18 protein-coding genes and 1 pseudogene are annotated in these 23104 nt (G+C 71.1%); 10 read left to right on the top strand and 9 right to left on the bottom strand.

The features are described from left to right. The first annotated feature begins 3 nt into the window (after positions 1 to 3). From nuoL to recQ, 4 genes are all read left to right on the top strand, one after another. The gene (gene nuoL, locus RLT59_RS14860; protein ID WP_311303839.1) at positions 4 to 1899 is read left to right on the top strand and encodes an NADH-quinone oxidoreductase subunit L; all 1896 of its coding nucleotides are present in this window, start codon (positions 4 to 6) and stop codon (positions 1897 to 1899) included. A 4-nt stretch (positions 1900 to 1903) separates the two neighbouring features. Continuing rightward, positions 1904 to 3499: an NADH-quinone oxidoreductase subunit M gene (locus RLT59_RS14855; RefSeq protein WP_311303838.1), complete on the top strand. Its 1596-nt coding sequence runs from the start codon at positions 1904 to 1906 to the stop codon at positions 3497 to 3499. Next, entirely contained in the window at positions 3496 to 5160 is a 1665-nt protein-coding gene (nuoN, locus tag RLT59_RS14850) for an NADH-quinone oxidoreductase subunit NuoN (protein WP_311303837.1), read from the top strand. Before RLT59_RS14855 ends, nuoN begins: the two co-directional genes overlap by 4 nt. A gap of 190 nt (positions 5161 to 5350) precedes the next feature. After that, a complete protein-coding gene (gene recQ, locus RLT59_RS14845) occupies positions 5351 to 7366 on the top strand; it encodes a DNA helicase RecQ (protein ID WP_311303836.1) in 2016 nt (671 codons plus the stop codon). Positions 7367 to 7399: 33 nt separating this feature from the next. On the opposite strand, the gene RLT59_RS14840 is transcribed toward recQ, so the two are convergent. From RLT59_RS14840 to RLT59_RS14820, 5 genes are all read right to left on the bottom strand, one after another. Then, positions 7400 to 8008: a Uma2 family endonuclease gene (locus tag RLT59_RS14840; RefSeq protein ID WP_311303835.1), complete on the bottom strand. Its 609-nt coding sequence runs from the start codon at positions 8006 to 8008 to the stop codon at positions 7400 to 7402. A 145-nt stretch (positions 8009 to 8153) separates the two neighbouring features. Beyond that, positions 8154 to 8801 (bottom strand): GOLPH3/VPS74 family protein, encoded by a 648-nt coding sequence (locus RLT59_RS14835; RefSeq protein ID WP_311303834.1) that lies wholly within the window; start codon positions 8799 to 8801, stop codon positions 8154 to 8156. Beyond that, on the bottom strand, positions 8798 to 10027 hold the full coding sequence (fahA, locus tag RLT59_RS14830; protein WP_311303833.1) for a fumarylacetoacetase: 1230 nt from the start codon (positions 10025 to 10027) through the stop codon (positions 8798 to 8800). Before fahA ends, RLT59_RS14835 begins: the two co-directional genes overlap by 4 nt. Before the next feature lie 148 nt (positions 10028 to 10175). Then, positions 10176 to 12170, bottom strand: coding sequence for a CocE/NonD family hydrolase (locus tag RLT59_RS14825; RefSeq protein ID WP_311303832.1), 1995 nt, complete (start codon positions 12168 to 12170; stop codon positions 10176 to 10178). Positions 12171 to 12178: 8 nt separating this feature from the next. Continuing rightward, positions 12179 to 13678, bottom strand: a complete 1500-nt coding sequence (locus RLT59_RS14820) for a peptide MFS transporter (RefSeq protein WP_311303831.1) — start codon at positions 13676 to 13678, stop codon at positions 12179 to 12181. Positions 13679 to 13834: 156 nt separating this feature from the next. On the opposite strand from RLT59_RS14820, the gene RLT59_RS14815 reads away from it, so the two are divergent. The 5 genes from RLT59_RS14815 to RLT59_RS14795 all read left to right on the top strand — a co-directional run bounded on the left by RLT59_RS14815 (position 13835) and on the right by RLT59_RS14795 (position 19073). Then, positions 13835 to 14845: a polyprenyl synthetase family protein gene (locus tag RLT59_RS14815; protein ID WP_311303830.1), complete on the top strand. Its 1011-nt coding sequence runs from the start codon at positions 13835 to 13837 to the stop codon at positions 14843 to 14845. 238 nt (positions 14846 to 15083) lie between these two features. Then, positions 15084 to 16307: a LolA family protein gene (locus tag RLT59_RS14810; protein WP_311303829.1), complete on the top strand. Its 1224-nt coding sequence runs from the start codon at positions 15084 to 15086 to the stop codon at positions 16305 to 16307. Positions 16308 to 16395: 88 nt separating this feature from the next. Next, on the top strand, positions 16396 to 17385 hold the full coding sequence (locus RLT59_RS14805; protein ID WP_311303828.1) for an ABC transporter ATP-binding protein: 990 nt from the start codon (positions 16396 to 16398) through the stop codon (positions 17383 to 17385). Then, positions 17372 to 18262 (top strand): ABC transporter permease, encoded by an 891-nt coding sequence (locus RLT59_RS14800; RefSeq protein WP_311303827.1) that lies wholly within the window; start codon positions 17372 to 17374, stop codon positions 18260 to 18262. The genes RLT59_RS14805 and RLT59_RS14800 overlap by 14 nt, the downstream gene beginning before the upstream one ends. A 220-nt stretch (positions 18263 to 18482) precedes the next feature. Then, a complete protein-coding gene (locus RLT59_RS14795) occupies positions 18483 to 19073 on the top strand; it encodes a TetR/AcrR family transcriptional regulator (RefSeq protein ID WP_311303826.1) in 591 nt (196 codons plus the stop codon). A 1-nt stretch (position 19074) separates the two neighbouring features. Here the strand turns inward: RLT59_RS14795 and RLT59_RS14790 are convergent, their stop codons facing one another. The 3 genes and pseudogenes from RLT59_RS14790 to RLT59_RS14780 all read right to left on the bottom strand — a co-directional run bounded on the left by RLT59_RS14790 (position 19075) and on the right by RLT59_RS14780 (position 21473). After that, on the bottom strand, positions 19075 to 19881 hold the full coding sequence (locus RLT59_RS14790; protein ID WP_311303825.1) for an HAD family hydrolase: 807 nt from the start codon (positions 19879 to 19881) through the stop codon (positions 19075 to 19077). Positions 19882 to 20089: 208 nt separating this feature from the next. After that, a pseudogene (locus RLT59_RS14785) lies at positions 20090 to 20644 on the bottom strand (GNAT family N-acetyltransferase). Positions 20645 to 20693: 49 nt separating this feature from the next. After that, entirely contained in the window at positions 20694 to 21473 is a 780-nt protein-coding gene (locus tag RLT59_RS14780) for an NAD(P)H-dependent oxidoreductase (RefSeq protein ID WP_311303824.1), read from the bottom strand. Positions 21474 to 21629: 156 nt separating this feature from the next. Here RLT59_RS14780 and RLT59_RS14775 point away from each other — a divergent pair, with 156 nt between their 5' ends. Beyond that, entirely contained in the window at positions 21630 to 22517 is an 888-nt protein-coding gene (locus RLT59_RS14775) for a helix-turn-helix transcriptional regulator (protein ID WP_311303823.1), read from the top strand. 180 nt (positions 22518 to 22697) lie between these two features. Here the strand turns inward: RLT59_RS14775 and RLT59_RS14770 are convergent, their stop codons facing one another. Continuing rightward, positions 22698 to 23009: a hypothetical protein gene (locus RLT59_RS14770; protein WP_311303822.1), complete on the bottom strand. Its 312-nt coding sequence runs from the start codon at positions 23007 to 23009 to the stop codon at positions 22698 to 22700. Positions 23010 to 23104: the final 95 nt, after the last annotated feature.

Genomic DNA, 23104 nt, shown 5'->3' with positions numbered 1-23104 from the left:
ACCGTGGAGAACCTGATTGCGCTGCTTGTCGCGGCGCCCCTGCTCGGAGCGGCGGTGCTGCTCTGCGGCGGCCGACGCCTTGACCGCGTGGGCCACTATCTCGGCACCCTGCTCGCCGCCGCCTCCTTCGTCATCGGCGTGGTGCTCTTCCTCGACATGCTGGGGAAGGGCGCGGACGACCGGGCGCTGCACCAGAAGCTGTTCAGCTGGATTCCGGTCGAGGGCTTCCAGGCCGATGTGGCCTTCCAGCTCGACCAGCTGTCGATGACGTTCGTGCTGCTGATCACGGGTGTGGGCACGCTGATCCACATCTACTCGATCGGCTACATGGCGCACGACGAGCGCCGGCGCCGCTTCTTCGGCTATCTGAACCTCTTCCTCGCGGCGATGCTGATCCTGGTCATCGCCGACAACTACCTGCTGCTGTACGTCGGGTGGGAGGGCGTCGGTCTGGCGTCGTACCTGCTCATCGGCTTCTGGCAGCACAAGCCCAGCGCGGCCACCGCCGCGAAGAAGGCCTTCCTGGTCAACCGGGTCGGTGACATGGGCCTGTCGATCGCGATCATGCTGATGTTCACCACCTTCGGCACCTTCGCCTTCGGCCCCGTCCTGGAGGCGACCGGCGGGGCGACCGAGGGCAAGCTGACGGCGATCGGCCTGATGCTGCTCCTCGCCGCCTGCGGCAAGTCCGCCCAGGTGCCGCTGCAGTCCTGGCTCGGTGACGCGATGGAGGGCCCGACCCCGGTCTCGGCCCTGATCCACGCCGCCACCATGGTGACCGCGGGCGTCTACCTCATCGTCCGGTCCGGCGCGATCTTCAACGCCGCCCCGGACGCCCAGCTGGTCGTCGTGGTCGTCGGCGCGGTCACCCTGATCTTCGGGGCGATCGTCGGTTGCGCGAAGGACGACATCAAGAAGGCCCTCGCCGGCTCGACGATGTCGCAGATCGGCTACATGATCCTGGCCGCCGGGCTCGGCCCGATCGGCTATGTCTTCGCGATCATGCACCTGGTGACGCACGGCTTCTTCAAGGCCGGGCTCTTCCTCGGCGCCGGTTCGGTCATGCACGGCATGAACGACGAGGTGGACATGCGGAAGTTCGGCGGCCTGCGGAAGTACATGCCGGTCACCTTCGTCACCTTCGGCCTCGGCTACCTCGCGATCATCGGCTTCCCCGGACTGTCCGGCTTCTTCTCCAAGGACAAGATCATCGAGGCGGCCTTCGCCAAGGGCGGCACCGAGGGCTGGATCCTCGGCGCGGTCACCCTCCTGGGCGCCGCGATCACCGCGTTCTACATGACGCGCGTGATGCTGCTGACGTTCTTCGGCGAGAAGCGCTGGGTCCCCGACTCGGAGGGCCACGAGCCGCATCCGCACGAGTCCCCGAAGTCCATGACGATCCCCATGATCGTGCTGGCCTTCGGCTCGGTCTTCGCCGGTGGCTTCTTCTCCATCGGGGACCGCTTCCTGCACTGGCTGGAGCCGGTCACCGGCCACGACCACGGAGACGCCCCGGTCAGCGCGACCACCGTCACCGCCGCCACCATGGTGGTGCTGGTCATCGGAGTCGGCATCGCCTGGCTGATGTACGGGCGCAAGCCCGTGCCCGCGGTCGCCCCGCGCGGCTCGCTGCTCACCCGGGCCGCCCGCCGCGATCTCCTCCAGGACGACTTCAACCACGTGGTCCTGGTCCGCGGCGGCGAGCACCTCACCCGCTCCCTGGTCTACGTGGACCACACCCTGGTCGACGGCGTCGTCAACGGCACGGCCGCGTCCATGGGCGGGCTCTCCGGCCGGCTGCGCAAACTGCAGAACGGCTACGCCCGCTCCTACGCGGTCTCGATGTTCGGCGGTACGGCGGTTCTCATCGCCGCGACCCTGCTGATGAGGGCGGTCTGATCACATGTCCTTTCCCCTCCTGACAGCGACGGCGGTGCTCCCGGCGATCGGCGCGATCGCCACCGCCGCCGTCCCGGCCGCACGGCGCACCGCCGCCAAATGGCTGGCGCTGCTCTTCTCGCTGGGCACCCTGGTGCTCGCGGGTATCGTGCTCGCCCGCTTCGAACCCGGCGGCAGCCGTTTCCAGCTCACCGAATCGCACGCCTGGATCAAGGACTTCGGCGTCCGGTACGAACTCGGGGTGGACGGCATCGGGGTGGCGCTCATGGCGCTCACCGCCCTGCTGATGCCCTTCATCATCCTGGCGGGCTGGCACGACGCCGATCCCTTGGAGAACCAGAGCCGGCGCTGGCGGCCCACCCAGGGCTTCTTCGCTTTGATGCTGATGACCGAAGCGATGGTGATCCTCTCCTTCGAGGCCACCGACGTCTTCGTCTTCTACATCCTCTTCGAAGCCATGCTCATCCCGATGTACTTCCTCATCGGCGGCTTCGGTGACCGGGCCACCTCCTCCGCGGCCGCCGCGGCGGCCGGCGGCGGAGACGAGAACGCCGCGGCGCAACGCTCGTACGCGGCCGTCAAGTTCCTCCTCTACAACCTGGTCGGCGGCCTCATCATGCTGGCCGCGGTGATCGGGCTCTACACGGTCGCGGGGACGTTCTCGCTCTCCGAGATCGCGGAGGCCCGCGCCAACGGCACGTTCTCCATGGCGACCAGCACCGAGCGCTGGCTCTTCCTCGGGTTCTTCTTCGCCTTCGCGGTGAAGGCCCCGCTGTGGCCGCTGCACACCTGGCTGCCCAACGCCATGGGCGAGGCGACCTCCCCGGTCGCCGTGCTGCTCACCGCGGTCGTCGACAAGGTCGGCACCTTCGCGATGCTGCGCTTCTGCCTCCAGCTCTTCCCGGAGGCCAGCAAGTGGGCCACCCCGGTGATCCTGGTCCTGGCGCTGATCAGCATCGTGTACGGGGCGCTGCTCGCCGTCGGCCAGCGCGACATCAAGCGGCTGATCGCCTACGCGTCGATCTCGCACTTCGGCTTCATCGTCCTCGGCATCTTCGCGATGACGAGCCAGGGCCAGTCGGGCGCGACGCTCTACATGATCAACCACGGCATCTCGACGGCCGCGCTGATGCTGGTGGCGGGCTTCCTGATCACCCGGCGCGGCTCGCGGCTCATCTCCGACTACGGCGGAGTCCAGAAGGTGGCGCCGATCCTGGCCGGCACCTTCCTGATCGGCGGCCTGGCCACGCTGTCGCTGCCGGGACTCGCCCCGTTCGTCAGTGAGTTCCTGGTCCTGGTCGGCGTGTTCTCCGCCTATCCGGTGGCCGGCATCATCGCCACCACCGGGATCGTGCTCGCCGCGATCTACGTCCTGGTGCTCTACCAGCGGACGATGACGGGACCGGTCAAGGCCGAGGTCCAGGGCATGACGGACCTCAAGGTCCGTGAACTGGTGGTGGTCCTCCCGCTGATCGCGCTGCTGGTCTTCCTGGGCGTCTACCCGAAGCCGCTGACGGAGATCGTCAACCCCGCGGTGAAACACACCATGTCGGACGTACAGAAGAAGGACCCGCAGCCCGAGGTGGAGGCCGTCAAGTGAGCGCAACAGCTGTCCACAGCCTGTGGACGATGGCGGGCGGGGTGACATCGGCCGCTCCTGACGAGAAGTTCAAGGCGCCGGTCATCGAGTACGCCCAGCTGACCCCGGTCCTGATCGTGATCGGAGTCGCCGTACTGGGCGTGCTCGTCGAGGCCTTCGTGCCGCGCCGGGCCCGCTACCACACGCAGATGTTCCTGACCGTCGTCGCGCTGGTCGCCGCGTTCGCCGCGGTGATCGGCCTGGCGGCCGACGGGTACGGCACGACGAAGGCGCACATCGCCGCGATGGGGGCGGTCGCCATCGACGGGCCCGCCCTGTTCCTCCAGGGCACCATCCTGCTGACGTCGCTGGTCGCCGTGTTCACCTTCGCGGAGCGGCGGCTCGACCCCGCCTCGCACGGCAACCGGGTCGACTCGTTCGCCGCGCAGGCCGCCTCCGTGCCCGGCAGCGACAGCGAGAAGGCCGCGGTCAAGGCCGGGTTCACCACCACAGAGGTCTTCCCGCTGATCCTCTTCTCGGTCGCGGGCATGCTGGTCTTCCCGGCGGCCAACGATCTGCTGACGCTCTTCGTGGCCCTGGAAGTCTTCTCGCTCCCGCTCTACCTCCTGTGCGCCGTCGCCCGCCGCAAGCGGCTGATGTCGCAGGAGGCCGCGGTGAAGTACTTCCTGCTCGGCGCCTTCTCCTCGGCGTTCCTGCTCTTCGGGATCGCCCTGCTCTACGGATACGCGGGCTCCGTCTCGTACGCCAAGATCGCGTCCGTCGTGGACGGCTCCATCCAGAAGATCGACCCGGCGCTCGCGGACACCATGGGCAACGACGCGCTGCTGCTCATCGGCGGCGCGATGATCCTGACCGGGCTGCTCTTCAAGGTCGGCGCCGTCCCCTTCCACATGTGGACCCCGGACGTCTACCAGGGCGCCCCGACCCCGGTCACCGGCTTCATGGCCGCGGCCACGAAGGTCGCCGCGTTCGGCGCGCTGCTGCGCCTGCTGTACGTGGTGCTGCCGGGCCTCACCTGGGACCTGCGCCCGGTCATGTGGGGCGTCGCGATCGTCACGATGCTGGGCGGTGCGATCGTCGCCATCACCCAGACCGACATCAAGCGGCTGCTGGCCTACTCCTCGATCGCGCACGCCGGATTCATCCTGGCCGGTGTCATCGCGGCCACCCCGGAGGGCATCTCCTCGGTCCTCTTCTACCTGGCCACGTACTCCTTCGTGACGGTCGGCGCCTTCGCCGTCGTCACCCTGGTGCGTGACGCGGGCGGCGAGGCGACGCACCTGTCGAAGTGGGCCGGGCTCGGCCGCCGCTCCCCGCTGGTCGCCGCGGTCTTCGCGGTGTTCCTGCTGGCCTTCGCCGGTATCCCGCTCACCTCGGGCTTCTCCGGGAAGTTCGCGGTGTTCAAGGCCGCGGCCGACGGTGGCGCGGGCGGACTGGTCGTCGTCGGTGTGATCTCCTCGGCGATCGCCGCGTTCTTCTACATCCGGGTCATCGTGCTGATGTTCTTCAGCGAGCCGAAGGCGGACGGCCCCACGGTCGCCGTCCCGTCCCCGCTGACGATGACCACGATCGCGGTCGGTGTCGCGGTCACGCTGGTGCTGGGACTGGCCCCGCAGTACTTCCTGGACCTGGCGAGCCAGGCGGGAGTCTTCGTACGGTAGGGCGGCAGGGCGAGGCGTACCACTGCGGGACCAGCGCCGGACGGGCTTGGAAGTCAAGCCCGTCCGGCGTTGTCGTATGCGGCGCCTATCGTGGCAGGAGAGCGCGAGGACAAGAACGGGCCGGATGCCGGGGGACAGAGCGATGAGCGGGACGGGCAGGGCAGGCGTGACAGACGTGACAGAAGTGACCATGGGTGTGACCGAGAGTGACGCGCGGCAGACGCTCCACCGGGTCTTCGGGTACGAGTCGTTCCGGGGCGAGCAGGAAGCGGTCGTCGATCATGTGGTGGCCGGCGGGGATGCCGTCGTGCTCATGCCGACCGGTGGCGGCAAGTCGCTCTGCTACCAGATCCCGTCCCTGGTCAGGTCCGGTACGGGCATCGTCATCTCGCCGCTGATCGCCCTGATGCAGGACCAGGTGGACGCGCTGCGGGCGCTGGGCGTGCGGGCCGGGTTCATCAACTCCACGCAGGACCTCGACGAGCGGCGCTCGATGGAGGCCCAGTTCGTCGCGGGCGAGCTGGACCTGCTGTACCTCGCGCCGGAGCGGCTCCGGCTGGACTCCACGCTCGGCCTGCTCTCACGCGGTGAGATCTCCGTCTTCGCCATCGACGAGGCGCACTGCGTCGCCCAGTGGGGCCACGACTTCCGGCCCGACTACCTGGCCCTGTCCGTCCTGGGCGAGCGCTGGCCCGACGTACCGAGGATCGCGCTGACGGCGACGGCGACCGCGGCCACGCACCAGGAGATCACCCAGCGCCTCGGCATGCCCGACGCCAAGCACTTCGTGGCGGGCTTCGACCGACCCAACATCCAGTACCGGATCGTGCCCAAGGCCGACCCCAAGAAGCAGCTGCTCTCCTTCCTCAAGGAGGAGCACGCCGGGGACGCGGGCATCGTCTACTGCCTCTCGCGCAACTCCACCGAGAAGACCGCCGAGTACCTGTGCCGCAACGGCATCGAGGCCGTCCCGTACCACGCGGGTCTGGACGCCGGGATCCGGGCGCGCCACCAGTCCCGCTTCCTGCGCGAGGAGGGCCTGGTCGTCGTCGCGACGATCGCCTTCGGCATGGGCATCGACAAGCCGGACGTCCGCTTCGTCGCCCACCTCGACCTGCCGAAGTCCGTCGAGGGCTACTACCAAGAGACCGGCCGCGCCGGCCGTGACGGCGCCCCCTCCACGGCCTGGATGGCCTACGGACTCCAGGACGTCGTCCAGCAGCGGAAGCTCATCCAGGGCGGCGAGGGCGACGAGGCCTTCCGCCGCCGGGCCGCCTCGCACCTGGATTCCATGCTGGCCCTGTGCGAGACCGTGCAGTGCCGCCGGGCCCAGCTGCTGAAGTACTTCGGCCAGGAACCCGCCACCGCCTCCTGCGGCAACTGCGACACCTGCCTGGCCCCGCCCGAGACCTGGGACGGCACGGTGGTCGCCCAGAAGCTGCTGTCCACGGTCGTACGGCTGAAGCGGGAGCGCGGACAGAAGTTCGGCGCGGGCCAGATCATCGACATCCTGCTGGGCTGCAAGACGGCGAAGATCATCCAGTTCGACCACGACCAGCTCTCGGTGTTCGGCATCGGCGAGGAGCTGGCGGAGGCGGAGTGGCGCGGCGTGGTCCGCCAGCTGCTGGCCCAGGGCCTGCTCGCGGTCGAGGGTGAGTACGGCACGCTGGTCCTCACGGAGGAGAGCGGTTCCGTGCTCGGCCGGGAGCGCGAGGTGCTGCTGCGCAAGGAGCCGAAGAAGGTCGCCCCGGCCCGCTCCTCGTCGAAGAGCGGCAAGAGCAAGGCGGCCGCCGTCGCGGATCTGCCGGAGTCGGCGGTCCCGGTCTTCGAGGCACTGCGCGCCTGGCGCGGCGCCCAGGCCAAGGAGCTGGGCCTCCCGGCGTACGTGATCTTCCACGACGCGACGCTGCGGGAGATCGCCGCGCTGCGGCCGGGTTCGCTCGCGGAGCTGGGCGGGATCAGCGGCCTGGGCGAGAAGAAGCTGGCGACGTACGGGGAGGGCGTGCTGGAGGTACTGGCGGGGCTCCCGGCCGCCGACGCGGAACCCGCCGCCCCGGCGGAAGCGGCCCCGGCGCCCGTGGTCTCCGGCCCGGCAGCAGCCCCCGCGGCCCAGGCCCGGGTGCCCGCTCCGGCACCGGCACCCACTGCTGCCCCCGCCGCCGACCCGGAGTTCGGCTGGGACGAGGAGCCGCCCGAGTACGAGTGAGGCGGGCTGCCGGGGTCCCGGAGTACGGCGGGCCTACTGCGGGTCCGCCGCCCGGCGCCTGGAGACGATCGCGGTCAGGTCGAGGTCGACCGTGAAGGGCGCGGACACCTTCATCCGGTCGTGAAAGATCCCGGTGGAGGTGTACGCCCCGGTCGCCGGCTCCAGCTCGAAGACGTACACAACCGCGCGGCCGTCCTGGTTCTCCACCCGCCAGTAGTGCGGGATCTTCGCCCGCGCGTACTTCACGGGCTTGGTCTCCCGGTCACGCGTGACGGACTCGTCGGACACGACCTCGATCGCGAGCAGCACGCTGCTCGCGGGGAACCGCGTCTGCCGCAGGCTCTCGACCGCGTCGGCTCGGACGACGACCACATCGGGCTCGGGCCGGTTCTGGAAGTCGACGTCGATGGTGAATTCTCGAAAGACCTCCAGGTCGAGCGGTGCGAGTGACTGCAACTGCCATTTGAGGTAGTCGATCGCGCGCTCGTGGAATACGGTCTGCGGACTCACGAAAACCAGGCTCCCGTCGATCAGCTCCGTGTGCGGAGGCAGATTCGGGAGTGTGTCCAGGTCATCGGCGGTCCAGCCGCCCACGGGCGGGACCGCCCACCGCGGCTCGGACGCCTCGGGTTCGATGCTCATCAGTGCTCCCATGGACGCAGTCTCGCGGGAGCTTCCAGCGTATCCGCCGGGAACCGGATAGGGCTCCCCCGAACGTGTGAACGCCTCTCGCGGCGCTGACCTGCGGCCTTGTGCGGGCGCGGTCGGCGCCCGCACCGGACAGGCCCTACCCCCCGTCCCCCGACTGGTTCGCCTTGTCCTGGCGGATGTTGCGGAGCACCGCGTGGGCCGGCCAGTGGTCGTGGACCAGGTGGCGCATCGCTCTGCGGCTGCCGCGGTCCGTGCCGCCGACGGAGCGGGACAGGCCCGCCGCCGAGACGAGGGCGGCCAGGGCCCGGCTGCGGGGGTCGGGGAAGCCCGCTCGCTCGGCGGCGTAGAAGCGGGTGCGGGCCAGGGCGGCCAGGTCCTTCGCCACCACCGGGTGGCGGCGGTAGGGCAGCAGGCCGAGGAAGCGGTGGGTCTCGCGGCGCAGGACGCCGCGCTCCACCAGGGCGTCCAGATACAGGCCCTCGACCCGCCGCCCGGCGTGCCGCACCCATCTCTCGGCCGATGCCCCGGAACCCCCTCCGCCCTTGCCGGGTGCCGGCAGGCTCCGCGTCACCCCGGCGAGCACCGGGTCCGGCGGTTCCAGCGGGTGGGTCACCTGGAAGCGCGCGCCCTGCCCGGTGACCCGGTCCTGGAGTTCCAGCTCCGCCAGGGCGGCCCCGGCCATCGCGTACTCCAGGAAGCGGTTGCGGCAGAACGGTTTGCCGCGGACCGGGTACAGGGGCAGCAGCAGTTCCTCCGGCCGGGTCGGTGTGGGCTCCGGGATCACGGCGCGGACACGATCCGTCCGGTCACCTCGCCGAGACCGACCCGGGTGCCGTCCGGGCCGGGCGCCCATGCCGTCAGCGTCACCGTGTCCCCGTCCTCCAGGAACGTCCGCTTGCCCTCGGGCAGCTCCAGTGGATCGCGGCCGTTCCAGGTGAGTTCGAGCAGGGAGCCGCGCTGGGCGGGCTCGGCGCCGCTGATGGTGCCGGAGCCGTACAGGTCGCCGGTGCGCAGCGAGGCGCCGTTCACGGTCATCTGGGCCAGCTGCTGGGCGGCTGTCCAGTACATGGTGGAGAACGGCGGCTCCGCGACGACGTGGCCGTTGATGGCGACGGAGAGCCGGAGGTCGTAGCCGCCGGGCTCGTCCTCCTCCGCGTCGTCGAGGTAGGGCAGCAGCGGGAAGTCGCGGGCGGGCGGGGCGGTGCGGGCGGCGTCCAGGGCCTCCAGCGGGGTCACCCAGGCGGAGACCGAGGTGGCGAAGGACTTGCCGAGGAAGGGGCCCAGCGGCACGTACTCCCAGGCCTGGATGTCGCGCGCGGACCAGTCGTTGAGCAGCGAGAGGCCGAAGACGTGCTCGCGGAAGTCGGTGAGCGCGACCGGGTGCCCCTGCTCGGAGGAGGTGCCGACGACGAAGCCGACCTCGGCCTCGATGTCCAGCTTCACGGACGGTCCGAAGACCGGGGCCGGGTCCGCGGGGGTCTTGCGCTGGCCCGACGGGCGCGCCACATCCGTACCGGAGACCACGACCGTGCCCGCCCTGCCGTGGTAACCGATCGGCAGGTGCTTCCAGTTGGGCGTGAGCGCGTCGCCGTCCGGGCGGAAGATCCGGCCGACGTTGGTGGCGTGGTGCTCGCTGGCGTAGAAGTCGACGTAGTCCGCCACCCGGTAGGGCAGGTGGAGCGTCACGGACTCCACCGGGTGCAGCAGCGGCTCTATGTCGGGCCGGTGGGCCGGGACCGTCACCCACGCGGTCAGGGCGCGGCGCACATCGCTCCAGGCGGTGCGGCCGGCCGCGAGCAGCGGCATCAGATCGGGCTGGGCCAGCAGCTGCGCGTAGGGCGAGCCGAGGGCGAGCGCGGCCGCCCCGGCGTCGAGTACGTGGTTGCCGATGCGGACGCCGACGCGTCGCTCTCCGGGCCGGTCGGGGGCGGAGAACACGCCGTACGGAAGGTTGTGCGGACCGAAGGGATCGCCCTCGGCCAGTTCGAGCGGGCTGCTCTGCTCGGGCATCTGTTGCTGCCTCGCTTTCCGGTTCGCTTGGGGGACACGTTACGTCGGGGGTGTCACCCGGCGGCAGAGCCCCAACTACCCCCCATTGCCCGGAAAGTCCCGCCGTATCCCCGCGCGCCCGGAAGTGCGCGGGGACCGGCGGTGTTGTTCACCCGGCCGTGCGCGGAATGCGCTTCTCCCAGGTCCGGTGGAAGACGACCTCGCTGCTGTCCTTGCAGACCACCTCGTTGGAGGTGATGAAGTGGGTGGCGTCGGCGCTGATCTCGGAACGTGTCTCGATCAGCGCGTCCCAGGCCGTCTCCGGCCGGTGCAGCCGGACCGTCCAGTCGGAGCGGGTGTGCGCGGAGAGCGGGTCGCGCTCCTGGATGGTGTACGTCTCGACCGCGTCCTCGGTGAATTCGAGGCCGTCGGGGTAGATCCGGGTGCCGCCGTAGCGCGGGTCGACCTCCATCCGCCATTCGCCCTTGGCGACGTCGCGGATCACCAGCCGCTCGGGGCGCTGCTCGTCGAGGGTGGCCGGGTAGACGACGCCGAGCGGCTCCGACTGCTCGGGCTCCTCGAAGTGGATCGCGGGGTCCTCGGTGTGCCGGCGCACCGGCAGTTCGACGAAGCTGCCCTCGGCGTCCAGCGTGAAGCCCTTCGAGCCGGCCTGCGGCCAGATCCACGGCCAGTACGAGGAGGAGACCGCGAGCCTGATGCGGTGGCCGGGCGGGAAGGTGTGCCCGATGCCGTTCAGTTCGAACGTCACGTCCTCCGTGGACCCGGCGGGCCAGTCCTCCGCGCCGTCCCGGCCGTGCCGGGTGGCGAGGTTGAGGACGCCTCGGGTGACGAGCGTGGAGGAGCCGTCGGGGGCGACGTCGCAGAGCCGGGCGATGGCCTGGCCTCGCGGTACGTCCATCCGGATGCGCAGCCGTACCCGGGGGCGGCCCAGGATCTCGATCGGGGCGTCCTCGACCGGGAATTCGAAGGACATCGACTTGGCATCCTCGTCGCGCTGGTCGGGCGGCAGGTCGGCGTCGTTGCCGAACGGGAAGAACCGGCCCGCGTCCACCCCGGTCTGCTGCGGTGAGTCGACGGTCTGCGGGCCGCCCTTGAGGGCGTACGCGACCGGCGAGACGTTCTCCGAGGGCCAGCTGGTCTCCCCGACCCAGCGGCCGGGCAGCGTCTCGTACACGGTGGCGGGCCGGTGCGACTCGCTGATCCAGGACCTCAGCAGCGGCTCCGACATGACGCCGGTGTCCTTGTCCTTGAGGTGCTGGTCCCACCAGCGCAGCGTCTCCTGGAGGAAGCCGATGCCGGGCCCCGGCGGCAGCCCGCGGTCGGGGTACTGGTGCGACCACGGCCCGATCAGGCCGCGGACCTTCGCCGGGTCCAGGTGTTCGACGAGCCGGAGCACGGTGTCGCGGTAGGGGTCGTGCCAGCCGCCGACCGCGAGGACGTTCGCCTGGATGGCGGAGTAGTCCTCGCAGACGCTGCCGTGCTTCCAGTAGTCGTCACGGGTCTGGTGGTCCAGCCAGGTGTGGATGAAGGGGTCGACGGCTTCGAGCCGCTCCAGCCACATGTCCTTCCACGCGTCGCCCACCTGCGCCGGGTCGGGCGGGCGGCAGACGAAGGCGAGCATGGTCGCGGCCCAGGCGTGCATGTCCACGGCGAGGACGGAGCCGCCCATGTAGTGGACGTCGTTGTCGTAGCGGTCGTCGGCCGAGCACACGGTGACGATCGCCTTGAGCGGCTCGGGGGCGAGCGCGGCGATCTGGAGGGAGTTGAAGCCGCCCCAGGAGATGCCGAACATGCCGACGCGCCCCGAGCACCACTCCTGCCGGGCCAGCCAGTGGATGACGGCGACACCGTCGGCGAGCTCGGTCGCGTCGTACTCGTCGCCCGGCAGCCCCTCGCTGTTGCCGTGGCCTCGTACGTCGACGCGCACCGAGGCGTAGCCGTGGCCCGCGTACCAGGGGTGGCGCTGCCAGTCGCGCGGCGCGGTCCAGTCGCTCAGCCGGTAGGGCAGGTACTCCAGCAGGGCGGGCACCGGTTCGTCGGTGACCGGCCGCCAGATCCGGGCGTACAGCCGGGTGCCGTCCGGCAGCGGGATGTAGAGGTCCTCGCGGGTCGTCTCGTACGGGAACGCGGTCTCGATGTGCATGGGGTACCTCAGTGGACGGGGTGCATGGTGCGCTTGAGCCAGGGGGCGGCGGCGACGACGGCCACACCGGCCACCACCGCGATAGCGCCATTGACACCGAAGTAGGCGGGGTTGGAGACCTCGCCGTACAGCTTCACGATCTGTGCCTGGATTCCGTTGGCGAGGGCCAGTGAGAGGAACCAGAGCGCCATCGTCTGGCTGGCGAACGCCTTGGGGGCGAGCTTGGTGGTCGCGGACATGCCGGAGGTCTCCAGCAGGATGTCTCCGAGTCCGAGCAGCAGGTAGGAGCCGACGATCCACCAGGCGGCCATCTTGTAGCTGTCGTCGGCGTGCCCGGAGGTCGGCAGGACCATCAGCAGGAACGAGAGACCGCCGAGGATCACGCCGATCGCGATCTTGTTGGACGCGTGCGGCTGGCGCGGCCCCATCTTCGCCCAGACGGCCGCGACCACCGGGGCGAGCGCGACCTCGAAGGCGCCGAGCGCGGAGGCGTACCAGCTGGCCGGGAAGTGGAAGCCGAAGATCTCCGTGCGGGCGTTGGTCGACGCCAGCAGCATCATCGTGGAGTACGCCTGGAAGAGAATGAAGTTGAAGACCACGGAGGCCAGGAACAGCACCACGTACGGGCGCAGCCTGCCGCGCTCCTCCGCAGTGACCCGGGGGCTCCTGAACATCAGCACGAAGTACACGACGGGGGCGATCACCGAGATGAGGGTGAGCAGGTCGACGAAGCGGTCCATGGTCAGCCAGCCCGCCAGGGCCAGCGCGGTGGCGACCGCGGCGACCACGACGACGCCGAGGACGATGAGCCGGACGGCCCGGCGCATCGGTGCGGGGGCCAGCGCGAACTCGGCGGTGTTCTTACGCCCGGCCAGGTGACGCCGGCCCAGTACGTACTGGATCAGGCCGAGCGTCATACCGAAGGCGGCGGCCGAGAAGCCCCAGTGCCAGCTCGCGTGGTCACCCAGCCAGCCGGTGATCAGCGGGCCGAGGAACGCCCCGATGTTGATGCCCATGTAGTAGAGGGCGAAGCCGGCGTCGCGGCGCTCGTCGTCGGTCCGGTAGAGCTTGCCGACCATGGTGGCCACGTTGGGCTTGAGCAGCCCGGTACCGGCGCTGATCAGGCCCAGCCCGACCCAGGTCATGGTCGCGGTCGGCACCGCCATGGCGTAGTGGCCGCAGGCGATGAGGATGCCGCCGTACAGGACGGCCCGGTAGGAGCCGAGGATGCGGTCGGCCAGCCAGCCGCCCGCCACGGAGACCAGGTAGACCAGGGTCCCGTACGCCGCGGAGACGGAGGCGGCGGTGCCGGGCTCCATGCCCATGCCGCCGTTGGCGACCGTGTCGGCGAAGTACAGGACGAGGATGGCCTGCATGCCGAGGAACGAGAACCGCTCCCAGACCTCCAGGCCGGACAGGGTCATCAGACCCCGTGGCTGGCCGAAGAAGGCGTGGTCGTCGCCCGGCGGTGGCTGGGTCGGATCGGGGTCGTGAGCGGTGTGGGACAAAGGGGCTACTCCTGATCGTATGAGCTGATCCCGAACATACCGGCGGTGGCGGGAAGGCGCCCACGGTGATCCAAAGGGGACCGGATACGCTGACTTGAGTGATAGCAGCGACACATCGACATTCCGTGTGATCGTCAGCAGACAGGAGATCCCCTCGTGACCGTCGTCGGGCCGTTCGGACTGAGCGTGCGGGACCAGGCTCTTGAGGCCGGTGTCCAGGCCGGTTTGGCTGCTGTCGAGTCGGGGCTGCTCGATGCGACCAAGAGCGAGGTGCCCTTCATCACCGAGGCCGCGCAGCACCTGGTGCACGCGGGGGGCAAGCGGTTCCGGCCGCTGCTCGCGATGCTGGCGGCCCAGTTCGGTGACGCCGACGCCCCGGGCGTGGTGCCCGCCGCCGTCGTCGTCGAGCTGACCCACCTGGCGACGCTGTACCACGACGACGTGATGGACGAGGCCGACGTGCGCCGCGGGGTGGCCAGCGCCAATTCCCGCTGGGGCAACTCGGTGGCCGTGCTGACCGGCGACTTCCTGTTCGCGCGCGCGTCGCACATGCTGGCCGACCTCGGCCCGGAGGCCGTCCGGATCCAGGCCGAGGCGTTCGAGCGCCTGGTCACCGGCCAGATCCTGGAGACCGCGGGTCCGCGCGACGGGCGGGACCCGGTCGATCACTACCTGGAGGTCATGCGCGGCAAGACCGGCTCGCTGGTCGCCGTGGCCTGCCGCTTCGGCGCGATGATGGCCGGCGCCGACGACGCGGCGACCGACACGCTCACCCAGTACGGCGAACGGCTCGGCGTCGCCTTCCAGCTTGCCGACGACGTCCTGGACATCGCCTCCGACTCCCACGAGTCCGGCAAGACCCCCGGCACGGACCTCCTCGAAGGCATCCCGACCCTGCCCGTCCTGCACCTGAGGGCACAGGCCGAGGCCGGCGGCAAGCCGGACGACCTGGAGCTCGTCGCGCTGCTGGACGGCGACCTCACGGAGGGCGGCCGGCTGGCAGAGGCGCTGCGCCGGCTGCGCGCCCACCCGGCGCTCGAACAGGCCCGTCGCGACACCGTCCGGTACGCGGAGGAGGCGCGGGCCACGCTGGCACCGCTGCCCGGCTGTTACGCCAAGTCCGCGCTGGAAGAGATGTGCGACGCCGTGGTGCACCGCGCGGGCTGAGAGTCCGCCGGTGCCGGTGGCCGGAACCGCACGCCACCCCCTACGGGTAGGTGGAGCGAGGGCCCCGCGGTGTCATACCGAAGAGGTATGAGGAGTTGCTCCCCCGGGCTGACGCTTCGGGCTCCCCGATTTGGTCGGATGGAGAACAACCACTCCTGACCAAAACGGGTGAGAATGGCGGCACGGAGTGGACGAGTGCATCCCGACGGAAGCCGCCGACCACGGAGGTAGGGCACACATGGCACCGAACGACAGCGCAGACACCAACGGCACGGCCGCGACCGCGGCCACCGGCGCGGGCCGCCGCAAGGCGGTGCGCTACATCGTCCCGGTCGCGGTGGCGGGGGTGGCGGCCGCGACGATCGGCCTGGTCCCGGCGCTCGCGAGCTCGGGCGATCCCGATCTGCCGGAGATCACCGCGCAGGAACTCATCGAGAAGATCGCCGCCTCGGACACGGAGCAGCTGTCCGGCACGGTGAAGATCAGCACCGACCTCGGCATCCCGTCGATGGGCGGGCTGGCCGGCTCCCTCGTCCCGGACGCGGGCGGCAAGGACGGCGCGAGCGCCGACCCGCAGACCAAGCTCACGGAGCTGGTGTCCGGCACGCACACCCTGCGGGTCGCCGCCGACGGCCCCGACAAGCAGCGCGTCTCGGTCCTGGACCAGGCGTCCGAGTACAGCGTCATCCACAACGGCGACCAGGTCTGGGCGTACGACAGCAAGTCGAACGAGGTCTACCACGCCGAGCAGAGCGCGGCGGACCACGCGAAGCGCGGCGAGCGCCCGGCCGCGCCCGAGGGCGTACCCACCACCCCCAAGGCCCTCGCCGAGCAGGCCCTGAAGGCCGCCGACGGCTCCACGTCCGTCACGGTGGACGGCACCGCGCGGGTCGCGGGCCGCGATGCGTACCGGCTGGTCCTCAAGCCGGAGCAGAGCGGTTCCACGATCGGCTCGATCACCGTCGCCGTGGACGCGGAGAACGGCGTGCCGCTGAAGTTCACCCTGCAGCCCAGCAGCGGCGGCAAGGCGGCGGTCGACGCCGGGTTCACCTCGGTGGACTTCAAGAAGCCCGCCGCGTCCTCCTTCGCCTTCACCCCGCCCAAGGGCGCGAAGGTGACCGAGGCGGACGAGGCCGGGGGCCACGGCAAGGCCGAGGCCGAGAAGGCGAAGGGCGGCCTGAGCGCGTTCGAGGGGACGAACGTGATCGGCAAGGGCTGGAACACGATCGCCGAGATCAAGGCACCCGGCGGCGCGGCCCTCCCGTCGAAGGATTCGGCCGACGTCCCGGCCGAGGCGCAGCAGTTCCTGGACGCGCTCGGCGACAAGGTCACCGGGAAGTTCGGCTCGGGCACGGTCTTCAAGACCCGCCTGGTCAACGCCCTGATGACCGACGACGGCCGGGTGTACGTGGGCGCGGTCACCAAGGACGCGCTGGTGAAGGCCGCGGACAACGCGGGCTGAGCCACGCCCGTACGCCATCGCGTGACGTATCCGCCCGCCCCGCCGTAGCCTCCGTACGGCGGGGCGGGCGCGATTGTGGGGAGCAGACATGACAAGGGCGGACACCGTGCCCGTGAGCGGGCCCGTTCCGGTGGGCGGGCCCGCGCCCGTGATCGAGACGCGGGGGCTGACCAAGCACTACCGGGGCGGCCAGCTCGCCGTGGACGGGCTCGACCTCACGGTCCCCGGCGGCAGCGTCTTCGGGTTCCTCGGGCCCAACGGCTCCGGGAAGACCACCACCATCCGGATGCTGATGGGCCTCATCGAGCCGACGTCCGGCACGGCGAGCGTCCTCGGCAGCCCCATGCCGCGCGCGGCGCGCACGGTGCTCCCGCAGGTCGGGACGCTGATCGAGGGGCCAGCGCTGTACGGGTTCCTGAGCGGCCGGGACAACCTGGTGCGCTACGACTGCGCCGACCCCACGGCGGACCCGCGCACCCGCCGTACACGCGTCGGGGACGCCCTGGAGCGGGTCGGGCTCGCCGCCGCGGCCGGCAAGAAGGCCCGGGCGTACTCCCTGGGCATGAAGCAGCGCCTCGGCCTCGCCGCCGCCCTGCTCCGGCCCCGCCGGCTGCTCGTCCTGGACGAACCCACCAACGGCCTGGACCCGCAGGGCATGCGCGAGATCCGCGCCCTGGTCCGCGAGCTGGCGGCCGACGGCACCACGGTCTTCCTCTCCTCCCACCTCCTGGACGAGATCGAGCAGGTCTGCACGCACGCGGCGGTCATGGCCCGGGGCCGGCTCATCACCCAGGGCCCCGTCGCCGACCTCGCCGCCGGCACCCGGGGCCGGCTGGCCGTCACCACCCCGGACCCGGGCGAGGCCGCCCGCATCCTGAAGGAGCACGGGATCACGGGCATCACCCAGGACGGCGACCGGGTGCGGGCCGACGCCCCGCCGGGGACCGTGGAACCGGCGGACCTGACGGCCGCGCTCGTCCGGGGCGGCGTCCGGGTCCGCTCCTTCGGCGTCGAACGGGCCTCGCTGGAGGACGCGTTCGTCGCCCTGACCGGAGAGGGATTCGATGTCGCAGGCTGAACTCGCCCCCGCCGGGGCCCGTCCGCTCCGGCGCAACCCGCTGTGGACCCTGGGCATCCTCCGCTCCGAACTCCTCACGACCCTGCGCCGCTGGCGCACGCTGGCCCTGCTCGGGGTGCTGGCGGCCGTGCCCGTACTGATCGGGATCGCGGTACGGATCGAGACGGCGGACGGCTCCGCTGCCGGTCCGGGCGGCGGCGGGGGCGGCCCCGCGTTCCTCTCCCAGGTGACCAACAACGGTCTCTTCCTGGTCTTCGCCTCCCTCGCCGCGACGCTCCCGGTCTTCCTGCCGATGGCCGTCGGCGTCATCGCCGGCGACTCGATCGCGGGGGAGGCCAACGCGGGGACGCTGCGCTATCTGCTGGTCGCCCCGGCCGGCCGGACCCGGCTGCTGCTCGCCAAGTACACCTCCACGCTCGCGTTCTGCCTGATCGCAACGCTTGTGGTGGCGGCCTCGGCATTGGCGGTGGGAGCGCTGCTGTTCCCCGTGGGGGAGGTCACCACGATCTCCGGGACCCGGATCGGCTTCGGCGAGGGGCTGGTGCGGGCGGGACTGATCGCGGTGGCGGTCGCGGTCTCCCTGACCGGCTTCGCGGCGCTCGGACTCTTCGTCTCGACGCTCACCAACAGCGGGATCGCGGCGATGGCCGCGACGGTCGGGGTGCTGATCACCGTACAGATCCTGGACACCATCCCGCAGCTGGGCGGAATCCACCCCTACCTGTTCCCGCACTACTGGCTGTCCTTCGCGGACCTGCTGCGCGACCCCGTCTACTGGGACGAGGTCATGAAGAACCTGGGGCTTCAGGCGTTGTACGCGGCGGTGTTCGGCTCGGCGGCCTGGGCACGGTTCACCGCGAAGGACATCACGGCCTGAACGGTTCGCACGGGCCGGCCGCTCCGGTACGGGAGAGGCACCCGCACCGCCGGCCGGGCGAGCCGTCCCCCGATCGGCTCGTCGCGGCACGAACGGCACGAGCGGTGCGAAAGCGAAAGAACGAGCCGACACGCTACGTTCCGTTTCCGCCTGTGCATTGTTCGACTTCTGGCGACGGACTGTCAACAAGGATTGGCTCGAACAGCTCTATGCTCACCGAATGACCACATCGCCGAGTTCGCTGCGCCGCAGTGAGAGCTCACGCAGGGCGACGCTGGAAGCCGCCCTCGACCTGTGCACGGAGAAGGGATACGGCCGGGTGACGGTCGAGGCGATCGCGGCCCGGGCGGGGGTCAGCAAGAAGACGATCTACCGCTGGTGGCCCTCGAAGAGCGCGGTCCTGCTGGAGGCGTTCACCGAGGCGTTGGTCACAGCGACGCCGTTCACGGACACCGGGGACATCGCCACCGACCTGCGGACGCACGTCACGGGCGCGGTCAACGTCCTGTCCATCCCGCCCTACGGCCCGGCCTACGCCGGCATACTCTCCGAGATCCACCACGACGACGCACTGGCGGAGACGGTACGCACCCAGCTGATCGAGCCCCGCGTCCAGGAGGCGGTCGACCGCCTGCGCAGCGCCCAGGACCAGGGCCAGATCCCCCCGGGCGCGGACCTGGGCCTCGCGGTGGAGATGCTGTACGGTCCGGTCTACTACCGTCACGTCCTGCGCAAGCCCATGCAGGACGAGGAAGCGGTGGCCAAGCTGGTCGACCACGTACTGCGGTCATTGGGGGCGGCGCCCGCCTGAGTCAGCCGAAGACCCGCTCCAGCACCGCGGCAACCCCGTCGTCCTCATGGGACGACGTCACCTCGTCGGCGGCGGCCCGCAGCTCCGGGTGGGCGTTGCCCATGGCCACGCCGTACCCGCACCGCCGGAACATCGGCAGATCGTTGGGCATGTCACCGAACGCGATCGCCTCGCCCGGGTCCACCCCCAGGTACTCCCCGGCCAGAGCGATCCCGGCGCCCTTGTCCACCCCGTACGGCTGGAGTTCGACCATCCCCGGACCGGAGTGCGTCACGGTGGCGAGATCCCCGACGACCGTCCGGGCGGCCGCCGCGAGCGCGTCGTCGCCCAGCGAGGGATGGCGCAGGAGCACCTTCACGACCGGCGCCGCCCACAGCTCGTCCCGGTGCCGGGTCCGCTGGGCGGGCAGGGACGCGTGCGGCATCAGATACCCGGGCTCGATGAGCGTGCGCCCCTCGTCCCCGCCCTGGTCGACCGCCGCGAAGACGGACCCCACCTGCGCCTCGATCTTCCCGAGCGCGGCCTCGGCCGCCTCCCGGTCGAGCGCGACCGCCCGGACGGTGCGCCCCGCCCCGGCGTCGTACAACTGAGCCCCCTGCCCGCACACGGCCAGCCCGTCGTACCCCAGCCCCGCCAGCAACCCCCGCACCCCCGGCACGGCCCGCCCGGTCACCACGAGATGCCGTGCCCCGGCCGCCCCGGCGAGCCGGAGCGCGGCCCGGGTCCGGGGACTCACGGTGTCGTCGCGGCGCAGCAGCGTGCCGTCGAGATCGGTGGCGACGAGGGCATATGCGGGAGGCGGGAGCATGCGGCAAGGGTAGGGCCCGCCCATTGGACGATGACTGGACGGTGCCTGGAGGGGTCTGGCCGGCCTCCCCCAGGCACCGCGACGCCTCGCGGAAGTCGTCGAGGGCGGGGACCGGTTCGTGGGCCGCGAGGCGGAAGGCGGAGCGGTCCAGCAGGCCATGCCGTTCGTCCTACGGAAAGGCCTCCGACCTGTCACGACGGGTGTGACATCAGCGCGCCGGGCCCGGGGCGGGGCCCGGCTTCCACTCCTGGGCCAGGAGGCCGAGCAGCACCTCGTCCACGAACTCGCCCAGCACCCATCCCTAGGAGCGCAGGACGCCCTCGCGGACGAAGCCGTTGGTCTCGGCGGCGCGGAGCATCGCGGGGTTGTCCGCCAGGGTCTCGATCTGCAGACGGTGCAGGCCGCGCACGGTGAAGCAGTAGTGGCACAGCACCGCGACCACGTCCGTGCCGTAGCCCTTGCCGCGTGCGGACGGGAGCAGGCCCGGACCGATGTGCGCCGAGCGGTTGTGCGTGTCGATGCCCCACAGGCTCGCGACGCCGATCAGCGTGCCGCCGTCCCGCTCGATCACGGAGAACGGGACACGGTCCTGCTTCTCGTCGTCCACCGTGAACGGGGGATTCGAGGAGTTCGCCGCGACCGGGCGCCATGGAGTGCCCCCGGAGCGAGAGGCGTTGACCACGTCGTTGTAGAGCTCGGCCGTCAGGACCGGGATGTCGTCCTCGTGACGGGCCCTGAGCCCGACCTTGCTGCCTCTGAGCATGCGAGCTTCCTATCCGACCGGTCCGGACGGCGGCAATCGAAATACGCGGTCAGGCGCGGACGTGCAGTCCGAATCCCGTGCGGCCCTCGGCCTCCAGGCCCTCCTTCAGGTGCAGCGAGGGGATCTCGTAGTCGCCGAAGTTCTGCCGGCGGAACGCGATCGGCTCCGTCGACTCCAGCGTGAGCAGCCGCTGTTGCCACGCCTTGGCGGCGTCCTGGAAGTCCTCGCCGGTCATCCGGTCGGTGCCGTACAGCACGAACGGCGGCAGCACCTCGATCCCCGGGTAGTAGAGGATGCCGTGCTGGATCGGGAACAGCAGGTCGTCGATGGGGCCGTTGATGCCGCGCGCGGCGTAGTGCGACTCCTGGCCGCCGACCGTCACCGACAGCAGGGCCCTGCGGCCCGCGAGGGTGCCTTCGCCGTAGCGCTCGCCGTACTTGGTGTCGCTGTGCTCGCCGACGCCGTACGCGAAGTGGAAGGTGAACACCCGGTCCACCCAGCCCTTGAGGATGGCGGGCATCGAGTACCACCACAGCGGGAACTGGAAGATGACCGTGTCCGCCCACAGCAGCTTGTGCTGCTCGGCGAGGACGTCCGGGGTGAGCGTCCCGGCGTCGAAGGCCCGGCCCGAGTCACGGGCGACCTGGAGCGGGCTCGACGCGTCGGGGCCGTAGTCCGTGGCGTCCACGGCCGGCTTCCAGTTCATCGCGTACAGGTCGCTCACCCGCACCTCGTGCCCGGCGGCCTCCAGCGTGGAGACCGCGAGGTCCTTGAGCGAGCCGTTGAGCGACTTCGGTTCCGGGTGGGCGTGGACGATCAGCGTCTTCATGAGGTGCCCTTCGGGTCGGGTGCCGGGTGGTGGCGTCTGCCCTCGATTCAAGGCGCCGGGACGCCCGCTGTTCAGGGGCGCCCCGACCGTCGGACGGGACTTCCTGGTATCGGCAGGACCACCCTCGTCGGCCGTACCGCGGCAATACTGGAGGGCATGGACGATCTCGCGGGCTTCCTGCGCACCCGGCGTTCCCGGGTCGACCCGGCCGCCGTCGGCATCCCCACCGACAGCCGCCGCCGGGTCGAGGGGCTGCGCCGCGAGGAGGTCGCCCACCTGTCCGGGGTCAGCGTCGACTACTACGTACGCCTGGAGCAGGGCCGCGCGACCCAGCCCTCCGAGCAGGTCCTCGACGCGCTCGCCCGCGTCCTCGGCCTCGACGACACCGAGCGCGGACATCTGCACCGCCTCGCCCGGCAGCGCCGCCGCCGCGCGAAGGTGCCGGGCGGGCGGGTCCGGCCGGAGGTGCTGCGCGTCCTCGGCCTGGTACCCGACGCACCCGCGCTGATCATGGACCACCGTCTGGACGTCCTCGCCGGGAACCGCCTCGCCGGGCTCCTCTACGGCCGCCCGCTCCCGGGCCTGAACACCGCCCGGCACATCTTCCTGGAGGAGGCCGAGCGCGGCCTCTACGCGGACTGGGAGACCTGCACCCTCGACGTCGTCGGGCACCTGCGCCTGGCCGCCGGCACCTACCCCGACGACCCCCGCCTCGCCTCGCTCATCGGCGAGCTGGCGATGGGCAGCGAGCGCTTCCGCCGCCTCTGGGCCCGCGCGGACGTGCGCGCCCGCACCCACGGCCGCAAGGCCTACCGGCACCCGCTGGTCGGACTGCTGGAACTGCACCAGGAGAACTTCGCGCTGCCGGACGAGCCGGGCCGCGAACTGCTGGTGCTCTCCGCCGCCCCCGGCAGCCCCACCGAGGACGGGCTGCGCCTCCTGGCGGGCCTGGGCGCGGACAGCGGGACCCCGGGCGACGACGGGGACGGCGCGCGTCCGGCGGCGCGCGCCGCCGGACGTCGGGAGCGCCGCTCAGAGGACTGACGGCCGCGCCCCGGTCCTCACACCTCCGTCGCGCAGACGTGCTCGTACCAGGCGCTGCCGCCCTTCGTCGGGTCGTGGCCCGCGTCCTGCTTCCACTCGCTCTTGGTCACCTTGAAGCTGGCGCCCGGCATGAGCAGGACCTCGGCCTCGGTGCCCAGGTAGCGGTGGAAGGGCTCGATGTCACGGCCGTACTGCGTACGCCTCGGGCAGCAGCCGGCTGCGCACCACCGAGTTGATCATCTGGTGCGCGCCGCCCGTGTAGGCCATCAGCGCGGTCGCGTGGGCGGGCTTGAGCTTCTCGGCGACGGCCGCGGTCGAGGCGTTGCCGTTCCTCGTCCTCCATTGCGCGATCTCCGCCGTGGGCGCGGTGTCGCCCGCCAGGAAGTCGTTGTACTTGGCTGTCACCTCACCGGCTGTCGTCCGGCCGGGCTCCATGAACCCGCTCGCCGCCGGGTCGACCGCACGCGGCTTGTTGGCCTCGGCGAGATACATCAGCTCGTGCGGGAACTGCCCGTCGACGCAGACGTTCCGCCGCAGCTCCTCCTCCGTGAAGGGCGCGATCCTCTGGTACGCCCCTTGACCCCGGC

The organism is Streptomyces sp. ITFR-6 (assembly GCF_031844725.1).
Taxonomy (GTDB): domain Bacteria; phylum Actinomycetota; class Actinomycetes; order Streptomycetales; family Streptomycetaceae; genus Streptomyces.
Note: the sequence above shows the minus strand (reverse complement) of the source record. Positions and strands in the feature narration are given on the sequence as shown.